Raw genomic sequence first — 15,844 nt, forward strand, 5'->3', positions numbered from 1 at the left:
ATAAACTGGCCAGCGGCAGCACTCCACCCATAACTCGCCGCCAAGGCCCTGATAACCAGCCCCCAAAACCGGACTTATCCCCTAAACTGGCAGCCCGCCCTGCGCCTTCGCTTCCCGCAGCACGAAGCTGGTGCTGATCGCCTTGGTCCCTGCGATCGGTCGCAACCGCTTGTTCGCGAAGTCCGCATAGCTGTCGAGGTCGCGGCTCACCACGGTGAGGATATAGTCCGCGCCACCGGTGACCTGGTGGCAGGCGATGACCTCGTCGAGATCGGCCACCGCTGCCTCGAAGTCCCGCGTCACGGCCTCGCCATGGTCGGCGATCTCGACGCTGACATAGGCGAGCACGCCGAGGCCCAGCGCGCGCCTGCTCAGCCGTGCCGCATAGCCGCGGATCACGCCGTCCGCCTCCAGCCGCCGCACCCGCCGCCAGCAGGGCGAGGCGGACATGCCGACGGTTTCGGCGAGCTCGGCATTGGTCATGCGGCCGTTGTCCTGCAGCGCGCGCAGGATGCGGATGTCTTCTGCGTCCAGATCGATCATGGCAAGGATTTGCCAGTTCTGGCCTCGAAATGGAAGAACCTTCTTCCGATCGTCCGTCATGGGCAAGAATGAGGCAGGATTTTCCGCTTTCGCAGTGCTATACATCCCGCTTCAGCTTCAACAGGGGGAAAGCCATGGAAAGCCTGCTCATCACGCCCGGCGCGGTGGACTATTCGGTCATTCCCGATGTGCCCGCCGACACCTTTGTCGCGCCCTTGGTGCGCCCGGCGCATCTCGGCGAGGACTGGCTGGAGCCGCAGCAGCGCGCCTACACGAGCGAAGAGCATGCCATCTGGGACGATCTGTTCGCGCAGCAGATGCAGGTGCTGCCCGGCCGCGCGGCGAGCAGCTTCATGGCTGGGCTGGACCGGCTCGATCTGGGACGCGGCGGCGTGCCCGATTTCGGCAGCTTGAGCGAGGAATTGCGGGCGATCACCGGCTGGACGGTGGTGCCGGTGCCGATGCTGATCCCCGATCACGTCTTCTTTTATCACCTCGCCAACCGGCGCTTTCCGGCGGGCAATTTCATCCGCTCGCGCGAGGAATTCCACTATATCTCCGAGCCCGACGTGTTCCACGACGTGTTCGGCCATGTGCCGATGCTGACCGACCCGGTCTATGCCGACTACATGCAGGAATATGGCCGGGCCGGATGGAAGGCACTGGCGTATAACCGGCTGAAGGCGCTGTCGGCGCTCTACTGGTACACCGTCGAATTCGGACTGATCCGCGAGGCCGACGGCATCAAGGCCTACGGCGCGGGAATCCTGTCAGGCCCGCTCGAAGCGGTGTTTTCGGTCGAGGCGCAGTCGCCCAACCGGATTCACCTCGAAGTCGACCGGGTGATGCGAACTGATTATGTCATCTCGGACATGCAGCCGACCTATTTCGTGATCGACAGCTTCGAGGAGCTCTATCGCAAGACGGTCGAGCGCAATTTCGACGACCTGTATCGCGGTCTGACGCCGGGCTTCACCTATTCCAACCAGGCCGTGCTGGGCGGCGACAAGGTTTATCACCTCGGCACCCAGGAATATGCCAATCGCGGCGGCAAGGGATCGGGCGCCCGACCGGTCTGATCGCTGACACGATTGTCAGTTGCAAGACGCCCGGTGCCGGGTCTAGCCTCGCGGCATGACCGAGATACGCCCCTTCACCATCGACGTGCCGCAAGCCGCGATCGACGACCTCCACGCCCGCATCCGCGCTGCCCGCTGGCCCGACAAGGAGCAGGTCGACGACTGGGACCAGGGCATTCCGCTCGCCGTAGTGCAGGATTTCGCGACCTATTGGGCCAAGCAATATGACTGGCGCGCGTGCGAGGCGGCGCTCAACGCTTATCCCAATTTCCTGATCGAGCTCGATGGGGTGGACATCCACTTCCTTCATATCCGCTCAAAGCACGAGGGCGCGCGCCCGCTCATCATGACGCATGGCTGGCCCGGATCGGTGCTCGAGTTCATGGGGGTCATCGAGCCGCTGACCAATCCGGCGGACCCGGCGGATGCGTTCCATCTGGTCATCCCCTCGCTTCCCGGCTTCGGCTTTTCGGGCAAGCCGAGCGAGACCGGCTGGTCGATCACGAAGATCGCGACGGCGTGGAACGACCTGATGCTGGCTTTGGGTTATGACCGCTATTTCGCGCAGGGCGGCGACTGGGGATCCGGCGTGACGCTGGAGATCGCGCGGCAGAATCTGGGTGCGTGCGCGGCGGTGCATTCGAACATGGTGCTGGCGCTGCCCGATCCTGCGACGATGGGCGACCTCAGCGACTTGGAAAAGCGCGCGGCGGCGCGGATGCAATATTATCAGGAGAAAGAGAGCGGCTATTCGTCGATCCAGAAGACGCGGCCGCAGACCATCGGCTATGCGCTCGCCGATTCCGCCGTGGGGCAGATGGCGTGGATCCTCGAGAAATTCCGCAACTGGTCAGATTGCGACGACCAGTTCTCGGGCTTCAGCCGCGATGCGCTGCTCGATACGATCACGCTCTACTGGCTGACCAACTCGGCGGCCTCGTCGGCGCGGCTCTACTGGCACAGCTTCAATGCGATGGGCTTCGATCCGATCAGCCTGCCCACCGGCGGGACGATCTTCCCCAAGGAATTGTTCCAGACCTCGCGCCGCTGGGCGGAGAAGCGCTTCAGCAACCTGATCTACTGGAACGAGGTCGACAAGGGCGGGCATTTCGCCGCGCTGGAAGTGCCCGATATCTTTGTCGAGGAAGTTCGCGCCTGTTTCCGGGGCGCCAGTCTCTGAGCGGCAAACCCCGCCAGCGCGAGCGCGCTGACGGGGCCTGCCAGGTCACGACCTGGGGAGATCAGTTGCTGGTGACCTGAACGCTCTTGATACCTTCCTTGGCCAGCTGCGCCTGCACGCTGTCCTTGCCGACCAGATGCGCTGCGCCGACCGCCATGAACACGGTGCCGGGCTTGTCCATCCGCGCCTTGATCCACCTGACCCAGTTCGCGTTGCGGTTCGTCAGCAGCGCATCGTAAAGGCCGGGATAGCTTTCCATGCCCTCGTTCATCAGCTTGTCGAGCGCAGCCTGATCGCCCTTGCCCCAGGCATCGACCAGGGCATCGATCTGGGTCGTCACTTCGGGCACGCCGTCAAGCGTCACGTCAAGGAACGCGACCTGCTCCTCGGTGCTCAGGCTGTCGAAAATGCCGAGCTGCTGCTCGACCGTTTCGAGCTGGCCGAGCGGCTTGTTCTGCGCCTTGGCGGCGCTGGTCAGCACCTTTTCCGCGCCGCTGTTGAGGTCATAGCCCTGCATCATCAGCGGCAGCGTGGTCAGCGTGACGCTGGCGAACCAGGGCTCATACTGGTCGAGCGCCACCGGCGGGATGTTGAGCGTGCCCAGCGTCTTTTCGTACTTGGTCAGCACCGGCGGGGTCAGCAGGCTGCGCAGCGTGATGCCCTGCGGATTGGTCGCCAGCTTGTTGACGGTGGCCTGCATGGCGGTGGGATCCGACGGTTCCTGCACCTCCAGGATCAGCTCGTCCGAAGCGTCGAACGCGGTCTTGATGTCGCCCTTCAGCCAGTTGAGCCCGGGGCGCAGCACATGGACGGTGCCGAACAGATAGATGGTCGTGTCCTGGTCACGCACCACCCACATTGCGGGGTTGACGTCCTTCATGGCCGGGGCAGGGGCGGGGCCGAGTGCTTCGGCAACCGAGGTCGGCTGCTGGGCGAGCAGCGGCTCGCTGGCAAAGCCGATGGTGGCGATCGCGGCGACGGCCAGCGTGGCCGCGCCCGATTTCAGCGTCTTGAACAACTTGGTCATGGGGTCATCCTCTCGGGTCGATAGGGGTTAGGGGCAGGGGGTTTAACGGAACTTGTACCAGGCAAAGGCAATCACGCTGCCGATGATGCTGGCCATGAACAGCCATAGCGCATCGGGCTCCGGGACGAGGCCGCCCTTCCACAGGATGAACCAGGTGGGAAAGCCGATCAGCATCACATTGCCCGCAACGACCGTGGTCTTGGTGTGAATGACACGTTCGTGCTCGTCGGATACCTTCATCAGCTTCCACGAGCCGAAGCCGATCGCGACGACGAACACGATCGCGCTGGTGACGGCCAGCCAGGGCGGAATGCTGTTGGCTGCGAGCAGCCCGGCCTCGTCATCCTCGAAAAAGCCGACAAGAAAGCCCGAGACCAGCCCGACGGCGAACAGCGCGCCGACGACGGTGTTGATGCGCCGTTGCCGCTGCCGGGCGCGCATCTGCCAATCCTGATCAACCATGGTCGCCTCCATCATCGAAAATCTCCTCGATCGTCATGCCGAACAGCCGCGCGATCCGGAAAGCCAGCGGCAGCGACGGGTCGTACTTGCCCGTCTCGATCGCATTGACCGCCTGGCGCGAGACATCGAGCCGCGCGCCCAGTTCTGCCTGGCTCCAGTCGCGCTCTGCACGCAGCACTTTCAGCCGGTTTTTCATTCCAAACACTCTCTGCCAGGTGTCGAAGGACACTGACCTTTTGTCATGTGACCCTGACTATATGTCGTGATTCGCTGACTATGTCAAGCGACCCTTACCATCTGCAATCCTCACCTGACATACGCTACGGAAACGCCGGTTTCCCAGTGGCTGGTCAGGGGGGCGGGCGGCTGATAGCCTTGGCCCAAAAGCGACAAGGGAGAGACCATCATGGCGAGCGAATCGGCGACCAGCATCCACGCGCGCACCTGCCATCTGTGCGAGGCCAATTGCGGCGTTCTGGTCGAGGTGCAGGGGCGCAAGACCGTGTCGATCAGAGGCAATCCCGATCATGTGCTCTCCCGCGGCCATATCTGCCCCAAGGCGACCGCGCTCGCCGACCTTCAGGACGATCCCGACCGGCTTCGCCGCCCGATCAAGCGCACCGCCGATGGCTGGCAGGAGATCGACTGGGAAACCGCCTTTGCCGAGATCGGCGCGCGGATGGCGGGGATCATCGCCAGCGGCGGCCAGCCCGCGCTCTATATGGGCAATCCCAATGCGCACAATTATGCCACCGGCACGCAGACCGGGGTGCTGCGCAAGGCGTTGGGGGTGCGCACGCTCTATTCCGCCTCGACGCTCGACCAGATCCCGCATCAGCTCGTCCAGATGTGGATGTACGGGCACAATGCGCTGTTCCCGATTCCCGATGTCGAACGCACGCACTTCATGCTCATCATTGGCGGCAATCCGCTCGCCAGCAACGGCAGCGTCTGGACCGTGCCCGATGTGAAGAAGCGGCTGAAGGCGGTGCAGGCGCGCGGCGGGCAGGTGGTCGTCATTGATCCGCGCCGCACCGAGACCGCGAAGATCGCGAGCGCGCACCATTTCATCCGCCCCGGCACCGATACCGCGCTGCTGCTCGCGCTGCTGAAGGCGCTCGACGAGGCCGGGCTGGTCGCGCCGGGCAGACTCGCACCGATGCTCGACGACGGCTGGGATGCCGCGTGGCAGGCGATTCGCGGCTTCGAGGTTGCACCGCTCGCCGCGCATTGCGGGATCGACGAAGCCGTCATCCGCGATCTCGCCGCGAAGCTCGGCAGCGGCGATCCGGCGATCGTCTACGGCCGCATGGGCGTTTCCGTCACCGAAGCAGGCACGCTCAACCTCTGGCTGATCCAGCTTCTCAACATCGCCACTGGCAATCTCGACCGCGAGGGCGGGGTGATGTTCTCCTCGCCGGTGGTCGATCTGGTCGCGGGGGCGGGGCCGGGCACCTATGACCGCTTCCGCTCACGCATCGGCAACCGGCCCGAGGTGATCAGCGAATTCCCCTGCGCGCTGCTGCCCGAGGAGATCGCCACGCCGGGCGAGGGGCAGGTCAAGGCGCTGGTCGTGATCTCGGGCAACCCTGCATTGTCCGCTCCCGGCGCGTGGGGCGAGGCGCTGCCGCAGCTCGACCTGATGGTGTCGATCGACATGTACGTCACCGCGACCAGCGCGCACGCGCACTACATCTTGCCGCCGTGCGGGCCGCTGGAAAAGGACCATTATCCGCTGCTGCTCGGCCCGATCGCGATCCGCAACTATGCCGATTATTCGGCGCCCACGCTGCCGATGGAGGAGGGGGCGAAGGCCGATTGGGAGATCGTGGCAGAGCTGGCGCGCGCGATCCTGGCGGCCAAGGGCGAGGCGGTGCCCAATATCGTCCCGCCACGCGCGGTGCTCTCCTCGATGCTCGCGCGCTCGGACTATCCGGTGACGCTGGAGGAGCTTGAGGCGAACCCCAATGGCGTCGATTTCGGACCGCATGTGCAGCGCTTGCCCGAGCGGTTGCAGACGCCCGACAAGCGCATCGCCTGCGCGCCGCCGCTGTGCCTCGAGGCGCTGAAGCAATGGCGCGCCGATCTGGCACAGGTGCCCGAAGGCCAGTTGCTGCTGATCGGGCGGCGGCATGTGCGCAACAACAACAGCTGGCTGCACAACAGCCCGCGCCTCGCCAAGGGGCCCGACCGCTGCACCGCGATGATCCATCCCGACGACGCGGCGGCGCACGGCATCGCCACCGGCGACCAGGTGCGCGTCACCAGCCGCGTGGGATCGGTGCAACTCGCGGCCGAAGTGAGCGAGGATGTGATGCCGGGCGTGATCTCGATCCCGCACGGCTTCGGCCAGGACAAGCCGGGGACGCGGCTCTCGGTCGCGGCCAAGCGTCCCGGCGTCTCGCTCAACGACCTCACCGATCCGGCGGCGATGGACCCGATTTCGGGCAATGCCGTGCTCAACGGAACGCCGGTGACGCTGGAAAAGGTCGAACAGGCGGTGGCGGCGGAGTAGCTTTCGGTATCTAGCGAAAGCCGTCACCCCCGCGAAAACGGGGGTCCCGCTTCATTTCGGCTTGGTCGCAGAAGCGGGATTCCCGCGTTCGCGGGAATGACGGGTGATCGTTGGCAAAGCTCAACTAAACCCCCTGACACCAACCCTGAATCACCTCTCCCTTGACCCGCGCCCTCCCATCCGCCAAAGCGCGGCGCATCTTTTTGCAACTGCAAAGGCCGGACGTTTGAGCGAGCACAGCCTTTCCTTTCAGGACATGATCCTGACCCTGCACAATTTCTGGAGCCAGCACGGCTGCCTGATCCTGCAGCCTTATGACATGCCGATGGGTGCGGGCACGTTCCACACCGCCACGACCCTGCGCGCGCTTGGCCCCGATCCGTGGAACGCCGCGTTTGTCCAGCCCTGCCGCCGCCCCACCGACGGGCGTTATGGCGAAAATCCCAACCGGCTGCAGCATTACTATCAGTATCAGGTGATCCTGAAGCCCTCGCCGGGCAACATCCAGCAGCTCTATCTCGACAGCCTCACCGCGATCGGCGTCGACCCGCTGCTGCACGACATCCGCTTCGTCGAGGACGACTGGGAAAGCCCGACTCTGGGCGCCTGGGGCCTGGGCTGGGAGGTCTGGTGCGACGGCATGGAGGTGACGCAGTTCACCTATTTCCAGCAGATGGGCGGGTTCGACTGCAAGCCGGTGGCGGGCGAGCTGACCTATGGGCTCGAACGTCTCGCCATGTACATCCAGGGCAAGGACAGCGTGTACGACCTCGATTTCAATGGTCGCGGCGTGACTTATGGCGACGTGTTCCTCGAAAACGAACGCCAGATGAGCGCGTGGAATTTCGAGCATGCGAACACCGACAGCCTGTTCGATGCGTTCAGGAAGGCGGTGGCCGAGTGCGAGAACTGCCTCGACGCCAAGCTGCCGATTCCCGCGTACGAGCAGGCGATCCAGGCGAGCCACGTGTTCAACCTGCTCCAGGCGCGCGGCGTGATCTCGGTCGCCGAACGCCAGGCCTATATGGGCCGCGTGCGCGATCTGGCGAAAGGCAGCTGCCAGGCGTGGATGGAGAAGAACGGGTGGGCGGCGTGATGATGCGAACCTCCAACCACCGTCACCCTGAACTTGTTTCAGGGTCCATCGGGCACCAAGCACCTTCGCCCTATCGGCTTCGTAACGGTCGATGGATGCTGAAACAAGTTCAGCATGACGGGGTATGCGAAATGGGCGGGGAGCGCGCGGCATGACCGATTTCCTGCTCGAACTCCTCTCCGAGGAAATCCCCGCGCGGATGCAGGCCAAGGCCCGTACCGACCTCGAAAAGCTGTTTGCCGACCAGCTCGCTGCTGCCGGGCTGAAGGCGGAAAGCCTCCAGACCTTCTCGACCCCGCGCCGTCTCGTGCTGATCGCGCGTGGGTTGCCCGAGACGACCGAGGCGGTGTCCGAGGAGCTGAAAGGCCCGCCCGCCGATGCACCCGATGCCGCAGTCGAGGGCTTTCTGCGCAAGGCGGGGCTGACCCGCGACGCGCTCGAGACCCGCGACGTCAAGGGGCGTGCGACGCTGTTCGCGGTCATCGCCAAGCCGGGCCGCGCCACCGCCGATGTGCTGTCCGACGCGATCCCCGCGATCGTCCGCGCCTTTCCCTGGCCCAAGTCGATGCGCTGGGGTGCGGCGAGCCAGACGACGGAATCGCTGCGCTGGGTGCGTCCGCTGCAGGGCATCATCGCGCTCTTGGGCGGCTATGTCGTGCCGTGCGAGGTCGACGGGCTGGTCGCGGGCAACACCACCGTCGGCCACCGCTTCCACCACAAGGGCGCGGTCACGGTTTCGGGTGTCGAGGATTATGCCGATGCACTGCGCGCCGCGCATGTGATCGTCGACCATGAGGAACGCGCGAGCATCATCCGCGACGGCGCGGTGAAGGCGGCGGCGGACGCCGGTTTTGTCCTCGTCGAGGACGAGGGGCTGGTCGTCGAGAATGCCGGGCTGACCGAATGGCCGGTGCCGCTGCTCGGCCGTTTCGACCCGGCATTTCTTGAGGTCCCGCCTGAGGTCATCCAGCTAACTGCCCGCGTGAACCAGAAATATTTCGTTGTGCAGGATGCGAGCGGCGCGCTCGCCCCGGCATTCGTCTGCACCGCCAACATCGCCGCGCATGACGGCGGCCGGGCGATCGTCGCGGGCAACGAGAAGGTGCTGGCGGCGCGGCTCTCCGACGCGCGCTTCTTCTGGGAGCTCGACCAGAAGAAGACGCTCGAACAGCATGCCGAGAAGCTGAAGAATATCGTCTTCCACGAAAAGCTGGGCACCGTCGCCGACAAGGTCGAACGCGTCGCCAAGCTCGCCCGCTGGCTGTGCGAAGAGGGGATCATCAAATCCTCCCCGAGCTCGCTCGGGGAGGATCGGGAGCATCTCGCCACCCTCGCCGAAAAGGCCGCCCACCTTTGCAAGGCCGATCTCGTCACCGAGATGGTCGGCGAATTCCCCGAACTTCAGGGCCTTATGGGCGGTTATTACGCGGCGAAGGAAGGCCTCGATCCCCAGGTCGCCGCCGCCATCCGGGACCATTACAAGCCGGTCGGCCAGGGCGATGACGTGCCGACCGATCCGGTGACCGTGGCGGTGAGCCTGGCGGACAAGTTGGATACTTTGTTCTCATTTTTCTCTCACGAGATGATCCCATCAGGATCGCGAGACCCGTTTGCCTTGAGACGATCAGGCCTAGCTGTAATCAGCTTGGTTTCACGCAATCAACTCAGGTTGCCACTCCTTGATGCATTGGCTGAAACACAGCGTGGCTTGCTTCTCCCTGACATCAATTTTGATGAGTGGCGGTCGAGCATTCGAGCTACCTTTGAGGGTAATCCGAGTGGTCCGATCGATGGTCTAGCTGCAGTAATTATGTGGGCAACTTTGATGTCGGTGAGTGATTTCTTCGCCGACCGCCTCAAGGTCCAGCAGCGCGAGGCAGGGGTTCGGCACGATCTGATCGACGCGGTGTTCGCGCTCGGGGGTGAGGACGATCTGGTCCGGCTGCTCGCCCGCGTGAAGGCCTTGCAGGGCTTTGTCGAGACGGGCGAGGGGGGCAATCTGCTCGCCGGGTACAAGCGCGCGGCGAATATTCTGAAGAAGGAAATGCCCTCTCCCCTTGAGGGGAGAGGAGGGAGCCGCGAAGCGGCGGAAGGAGAGGGGAAGTCGCCAACCTTTGCGCAGTCCCCCCTCCCAACCCTCCCCCCTGAAGGGGAGAGGGCTTACGAACTGGAACCTGCCGAGGCCGCGTTGATCGCCGCGCTGGATGCCGCCGAACCCGCTGCCGATGCTGCGATCGCCGCCGAGGATTTCGAAGGCGCGATGGCTGCGCTCGCGGCCTTGCGCGCGCCGATCGATGCGTTTTTCGAGAGCGTCACCGTCAACGATGCGGACGCGGCCAAGCGCGAGGCGCGGCTGAACCTGCTCGCGCGGTTCCGCGCTGCGGTCCACCGCGTCGCCGATTTTTCGAAGATCGAGGGTTAACTTCGACCGATAACCCATTCAAACACGGACAGGCTGAAGCTGATGACCAAATATGTGTACCGTTTCGGGGGCGGCGCCAATGATGGCGGTGCGGGCAACAAGAATCTGCTCGGCGGCAAGGGCGCCAATCTCGATGGCATGGCCTCGATCGGCCTGCCGGTGCCCCCCGGCTTCACCATCAGCACCGAAATGTGCACCCGCTATTATCAGGATGGCGAGGTGTTCCCCGACAGCCTGAAGGCCGAAGTGGCAGAGGGCCTCGCGCATATCGAGGGCGTTACCGGCAAGAAGTTCGGCGATGCCGCCGATCCGCTGCTGGTCTCGGTCCGTTCGGGCGCGCGCGTCTCGATGCCGGGCATGATGGACACGGTGCTCAACCTCGGCCTCAACGACGAGACCGTGCAGGGCCTCGCCCAGGTGTCGGGCGACGAGCGTTTCGCCTGGGACAGCTATCGCCGCTTCGTCCAGATGTATTCGGACGTGGTGCTCGGCCTCGACCATGATGCGTTCGAGGAAGCGCTCGAAATCATGAAGGAAGACAATGGCTTCTTCAGCGATACCGAGATGGAGGCGAAGCACTGGAAGGCGCTGGTCGGCGAATACAAGGCGCTGGTCGAGGACCAGTGGGGCAAGCCCTTCCCGCAGGACGTGAACGACCAGCTCTGGGGCGCGGTCGCGGCGGTGTTCGGCTCCTGGCAGTCGGAGCGCGCGAAGGTCTATCGCCGCCTCAACGACATTCCGTCCGAATGGGGCACTGCGGTCAACGTGCAGGCGATGGTGTTCGGCAATATGGGCGACACCTCGGCGACGGGCGTGGCGTTCACGCGCAACCCCTCGACCGGCGAGAATCTCTATTACGGTGAGTTCCTGATCAACGCGCAGGGCGAGGACGTGGTCGCGGGCATCCGCACGCCGCAATATCTCACCAAGCAGGCGCGCGAGGAGGCGAATGCCAAGCCGCTGAGCATGGAAGAGGCGATGCCGGAAACCTATGCCGAGCTGGCGCGGGTGTTCGACATTCTCGAAAAGCACTATCGCGACATGCAGGACATCGAGTTCACCGTCGAGCGCGGCAAGCTGTGGATGCTGCAGACCCGATCGGGCAAGCGCACCGCCAAGGCGGCTTTGCGCATCGCGGTGGAAATGGCCAATGAAGGCCTGATCACCGAGGAAGAGGCGATCGCGCGCGTCGACCCGATGGCGCTCGACCAGCTGCTCCACCCGTCGCTCGACCCATCTGCGGCGCGCGACGTGCTCACCAAGGGCCTGCCTGCCTCGCCGGGCGCGGCGAGCGGCATCATCGTGTTCGACGCCGATACCGCCGAGCGCCGCAACGAGATGGGCGATGCGGTGATCCTGGTGCGCATCGAGACCAGCCCCGAGGACATTCACGGCATGCACGCCGCAAGGGGCATCCTCACCGCGCGCGGCGGCATGACCAGCCACGCGGCGGTGGTGGCGCGCGGCATGGGCCGGCCCTGCGTCTCGGGCGCGGGCAGCCTGTCGATCGACAACAAGGAGCGCGTGCTGCGCATCGGCAAGCGCGAGCTGCGCGAGGGCGACACGATCACCATCGATGGCGCCTCGGGCGAAGTGATGCTGGGCGAGGTGCCCACCGTGCAGCCCGAGCTGGTCGGCGATTTCGGCGTGCTGATGGGCTGGGCCGACAAGGTCCGCCGCCTCAAGGTGCGCACCAATGCGGAGACGCCCGAAGATTGCCGCGTCGCGCGCGATTTCGGCGCGGAAGGCATCGGTCTGTGCCGCACCGAGCACATGTTCTTCGAGGCGAGCCGCATCACCGCGGTGCGCCAGATGATCCTGGCCGAGGATGAAGCGGGCCGCCGCGCGGCGCTCGAGAAACTGCTGCCCGAACAGCGCGGCGACTTCAACAGCATCTTCGAGGTGATGGCGGGCCTGCCGGTCACCATCCGCCTGCTCGATCCGCCGCTGCACGAGTTCCTGCCGCACAGCGAGAGCGAGTTTGCCGAGGTCGCCGAAGCCGCCGGCGTCGGTGTCGAGGTCTTGAAGCGCCGCGCCAACGAGCTGCACGAGTTCAACCCGATGCTGGGCCATCGCGGCTGCCGTCTGGGCGTGACCTATCCCGAAATCTACGAGATGCAGGCGCGCGCGATCTTCGAGGCGGCGTGCGATGTCGCGGAGAAGAGCGGCGCGGCTCCTATCCCCGAGGTGATGATCCCGCTGGTCGCGACCCGCCGCGAGCTCGAGCTGATGAAGAAGGTGGTCGATACCGCCGCCGAGATGGTGTTCGCTGAGAAGGGCCGCCGGATCGAATATCTCGTCGGCACGATGATCGAACTCCCGCGCGCCGCGCTGATGGCGGACGAGATTGCCGAGGTCGGCGAATTCTTCAGCTTCGGCACCAATGACCTCACCCAGACGACGCTCGGCGTCAGCCGCGACGATGCCGGACGGTTCCTCACCCAATATGTCGACAAGGGCATTTTTGCGCGCGACCCGTTCGTCAGCCTCGACATTGAGGGCGTCGGTCAGCTGATCGAGATCGCGGTCGAAAAGGGCCGCAAGACCCGTCCCGAGATCAAGCTCGGCATCTGCGGCGAACATGGCGGCGATCCGGCGAGCATCGCGTTCTGCGAAACCGCCGGCCTCGATTATGTCAGCGCCTCGCCCTATCGCGTGCCGATCGCCCGGCTGGCCGCGGCGCAGGCGGCGCTCAAGAAGGGCTGAGCGGGTGCTCACACTTCCCTTGGGGAGGGGAGAAGCACCGAGCATCATACGGTCCCCTGCGAAGGCAGGGGCCCATCTCCCGAGCTTTGCCCGCTCGTGCAACCATTGCAGGAGCCGCCTGGGCAGGTGATGGGCCCCTGCCTGCGCAGGGGACCGGCAGGCAGGGGAGAAAGGGCGCACAGCCCCACCCACCAATCGCGCTTGCCATTCCCCCCGATCTTCCGGCATAGCCTGTGTCAAAACAGGGAGGGGATCGCATGCGGACCGGGTTTCGCTATGGCATCATGCTGGTCGTCGGGCTCGTTTTGGGCACCGGCGCGGCGGCGTTGCAGCTCAAGCAGAGCTTTGCCGCGATGGGGATCGAGAACGGACCGTGGCGCACCGGCGAGAAGGTCGGCACCGCCGATGCGAGCGTCGCCACCCGCGCGACGGTCGCGCTGCGCGGATTGCTGGCGCTGCCCGAGCGCGAGGCGATTTATTTCAACGCATCGACCGACAGCCAAGGGCGCGAGCTGTCCGGCAAGTGCCGGTACCGCGTCGCCGGCGGTGCGATCAATGCGCGTTGGTGGAGCCTGACGCTTTATGACAAGGCGGGCTATCTCATCCCCAACCCGGCCAGTGTCTATTCGGTCGGCAGCGCAGCGATCCCGCCCGAGGAAAAGGCGAACTGGACCGTCGATATCGCGCGCCAGCGCACCGGCGCGCACTGGATCGCGATGCCCGACGACCAGCCGTTCGAACTGACGCTGCGCGCCTATCATCCCTCGCGCGACCTGCTGGCCAGGCGCGGGAGCGTGCCGCTGCCGCGGATCGAGCGCGGGGAGTGCGACGCATGAGCCGCTGGATCGGACCCATTGTCGTGGCGGTGATCGCCGCGCTCGCCGCCTGGTACGGCACGCTCGCTGCCGCCCCCAGCGTCATCATGGACCGCGCCTGGATGCGGCTGGCGGATCAGGCGGGCTATAACCGCATGGCGCACACCCCGCCGGTCGTCGCCGAGCGGCAGACGATCGTGCGGCCGAGCCCCGACCTTGCCTATTCGATCTGCGCGTTCGATCTCACCCAGGCTCCGCTGGAGGTGATGATCGCGCCGGTGCCCGATCATTACTGGTCGCTGACGGTGTTCGACAGCGTGACCGATGTCGCGTTCGTCGAAAGCGATCGCGACACCGGCGGCAAGCCGATCCGCCTTGTGCTGGCGACTGCGGATCAGGCCGTGCCCAAGGCGGCGCGCAAGGTCGTGATGCCCGATGCCAAGGGCGTCGCGCTGATCCGCGTGCTGCTCAACAACCGGGCGGAGATCGGCGCGGTGGATGCCTATCGGAAGAAGTCGTTCTGCAGGCCGTTGAAAAGCTGATCCGTCATTCCCGCGAACGCGGGAATCCCGCTTCTGCGTCAATGGTGAGCCAGAAAGCGGGACCCCCGCCTGCGCGGGGGTGACGAGGATGCGCGGCCCACTGACAGCGATGTAAGGAATTTCGCTCCCCTCCCTAGACAAGCGCCGCAGACCCCTGCATATCTCCTTTTAACCGAACGATTAAACGAGGCCGCGAATCCCTTGAAGCGGCCCGGATCGAACGCGCAACAGGAGAGCGACATGGCAACCCGTCCCACCGCTGCCGAGCTGGCGGACTATGAGGCCCAGGCCGATGCCTGGTTCCGCGAGAACACGCCCAAGGACCCCGGCTTCATGCTGCCGCTGACCTTCATGGAGGTGAGCACCGACCAGCAGTTTGAGTTTCTCTGCGCCTGGCAGCGCAAGGTCTACGAGGCGGGCTATCTCGGCGCGAGCTGGCCGGTGGAATATGGCGGCGGGGGCATGCACCCCGATTTCCAGCGCATCGCCACCAAGGTGATGAAGAAGTACGACGGTCCGATCATGCTCAACGCCATCGGCATCGGCTGGGCTGGACCGCTGATCCTCGACATCGGCAGCGAGGAAGAGAAGAAGAAATATATCAAGGGCATGCTGAGCGCAGAGGATATCTGGTGCCAGGGTTTCTCCGAGCCCGAAAACGGCTCCGACCTCGGCAATGCGCAGCTCAAGGCGGTGCGGGACGGCGATGAATATGTGCTCAACGGCTCCAAGATCTGGACCTCGCTGGGCGACCGCGCGAAATACATGATCCTGCTCGCACGCACCTCGAACGAGGGGCCGAACAAGTACGCGGGCCTCAGCTTCTTCCTCGCGCCGATGCACGCGCCGGGCATCGAGACGCGGCGGATCAAGAAGCTGACCGGCGAATATGGCTTCGTCCAGTGCTTCTTCACCGATGCGCGCATCCCCGCCGAATGCCTGATGGGCAATGAAGGCGATGGCTGGCAGATCGCGATGAAGACGCTCGAGTACGAACGCGGTGCCAAGGTCAATCTGGCGGGCGGCTATTTCCTCAAGGAACTCGATGCGATGGGCGTGGTCGAACTGGCGCGCCAGTCGCAGCGCGGCGGCAAGGCGCTGCTCGACGATCCGGTGATGAAGGACCGGATGGTCGATTTCATGATCGACATCCAGGCGCTCAACCTCAACAACCAGCGCCGCCGCATGGGGCCGCTGGTGCAGGACCGGCCGATGGGCCTCGCGCTGATGAACAAGCTCGCGCGCACCGAAATGATCCGCGAACTGACCGAATTCTCGCTGGCGTTCCAGGGGACGCGCGGCGGTTATTATGTCGACGATCCGTGCGCGGTCGACAATGGCTATTGGCACCGCAGCTATCTCAACAGCTTCTCCGCCACGATCGGCGGCGGCACGTCCGAAATCCAGCGCAACATCGTCGCCGAGCATGTGCTTGGCCTGCCGAAGGGACGCTAAAC

The 15,844-nt window shown here is 64.9% G+C and carries 13 protein-coding genes; 9 read left to right on the forward strand and 4 right to left on the reverse strand.

The annotated features are described in order from the left end of the window. Positions 1-81: 81 nt before the first annotated feature. Positions 82-543 carry an Lrp/AsnC family transcriptional regulator gene (locus FG486_RS11600; protein ID WP_181267590.1) on the reverse strand — a complete coding sequence of 154 codons (462 nt, stop codon included), beginning with the start codon at positions 541-543 and terminating at the stop codon, positions 82-84. Between the two features lie 134 nt (positions 544-677). Between FG486_RS11600 and phhA the strand changes: the two genes are divergently transcribed. Both phhA and FG486_RS11610 read left to right on the forward strand, forming a co-directional pair. Next, complete coding sequence (gene phhA / locus FG486_RS11605; protein WP_181267591.1) at positions 678-1,622, forward strand: phenylalanine 4-monooxygenase; 945 nt, start codon at positions 678-680, stop codon at positions 1,620-1,622. A 55-nt stretch (positions 1,623-1,677) separates the two neighbouring features. Beyond that, entirely contained in the window at positions 1,678-2,802 is a 1,125-nt protein-coding gene (locus FG486_RS11610) for an epoxide hydrolase family protein (RefSeq protein WP_181267592.1), read from the forward strand. 61 nt (positions 2,803-2,863) lie between these two features. On the opposite strand, the gene FG486_RS11615 is transcribed toward FG486_RS11610, so the two are convergent. The 3 genes from FG486_RS11615 to FG486_RS11625 are packed head-to-tail and all read right to left on the reverse strand — an operon-like array spanning position 2,864 to position 4,487. Then, a complete protein-coding gene (locus FG486_RS11615) occupies positions 2,864-3,829 on the reverse strand; it encodes a TraB/GumN family protein (RefSeq protein ID WP_181267593.1) in 966 nt (321 codons plus the stop codon). A 42-nt stretch (positions 3,830-3,871) separates the two neighbouring features. Then, positions 3,872-4,291 (reverse strand): hypothetical protein, encoded by a 420-nt coding sequence (locus FG486_RS11620; protein WP_181267594.1) that lies wholly within the window; start codon positions 4,289-4,291, stop codon positions 3,872-3,874. Then, a complete protein-coding gene (locus tag FG486_RS11625) occupies positions 4,284-4,487 on the reverse strand; it encodes a helix-turn-helix transcriptional regulator (protein ID WP_066281161.1) in 204 nt (67 codons plus the stop codon). The genes FG486_RS11620 and FG486_RS11625 overlap by 8 nt, the downstream gene beginning before the upstream one ends. A 210-nt stretch (positions 4,488-4,697) precedes the next feature. Between FG486_RS11625 and FG486_RS11630 the strand changes: the two genes are divergently transcribed. The 7 genes from FG486_RS11630 to FG486_RS11660 all read left to right on the forward strand — a co-directional run bounded on the left by FG486_RS11630 (position 4,698) and on the right by FG486_RS11660 (position 15,842). Next, the gene (locus FG486_RS11630) at positions 4,698-6,806 is read left to right on the forward strand and encodes a molybdopterin oxidoreductase family protein (RefSeq protein WP_181267595.1); all 2,109 of its coding nucleotides are present in this window, start codon (positions 4,698-4,700) and stop codon (positions 6,804-6,806) included. A 256-nt stretch (positions 6,807-7,062) separates the two neighbouring features. Further along, complete coding sequence (locus tag FG486_RS11635) at positions 7,063-7,902, forward strand: glycine--tRNA ligase subunit alpha (protein WP_181267981.1); 840 nt, start codon at positions 7,063-7,065, stop codon at positions 7,900-7,902. A gap of 151 nt (positions 7,903-8,053) precedes the next feature. Continuing rightward, positions 8,054-10,324, forward strand: a complete 2,271-nt coding sequence (glyS, locus tag FG486_RS11640) for a glycine--tRNA ligase subunit beta (RefSeq protein WP_181267596.1) — start codon at positions 8,054-8,056, stop codon at positions 10,322-10,324. Positions 10,325-10,366: 42 nt separating this feature from the next. Next, positions 10,367-13,030, forward strand: a complete 2,664-nt coding sequence (ppdK, locus tag FG486_RS11645) for a pyruvate, phosphate dikinase (protein WP_181267597.1) — start codon at positions 10,367-10,369, stop codon at positions 13,028-13,030. A gap of 257 nt (positions 13,031-13,287) precedes the next feature. After that, positions 13,288-13,866: a DUF1214 domain-containing protein gene (locus FG486_RS11650; RefSeq protein ID WP_181267598.1), complete on the forward strand. Its 579-nt coding sequence runs from the start codon at positions 13,288-13,290 to the stop codon at positions 13,864-13,866. Then, positions 13,863-14,387 (forward strand): DUF1254 domain-containing protein, encoded by a 525-nt coding sequence (locus FG486_RS11655; RefSeq protein WP_181267599.1) that lies wholly within the window; start codon positions 13,863-13,865, stop codon positions 14,385-14,387. Before FG486_RS11650 ends, FG486_RS11655 begins: the two co-directional genes overlap by 4 nt. A gap of 240 nt (positions 14,388-14,627) precedes the next feature. Next, the gene (locus tag FG486_RS11660; protein ID WP_181267600.1) at positions 14,628-15,842 is read left to right on the forward strand and encodes an acyl-CoA dehydrogenase family protein; all 1,215 of its coding nucleotides are present in this window, start codon (positions 14,628-14,630) and stop codon (positions 15,840-15,842) included. Positions 15,843-15,844 lie beyond the last annotated feature (2 nt).

Source organism: Blastomonas ursincola, from assembly GCF_013607875.1.
Classification (GTDB): Bacteria; Pseudomonadota; Alphaproteobacteria; order Sphingomonadales; family Sphingomonadaceae; genus Blastomonas; species Blastomonas ursincola.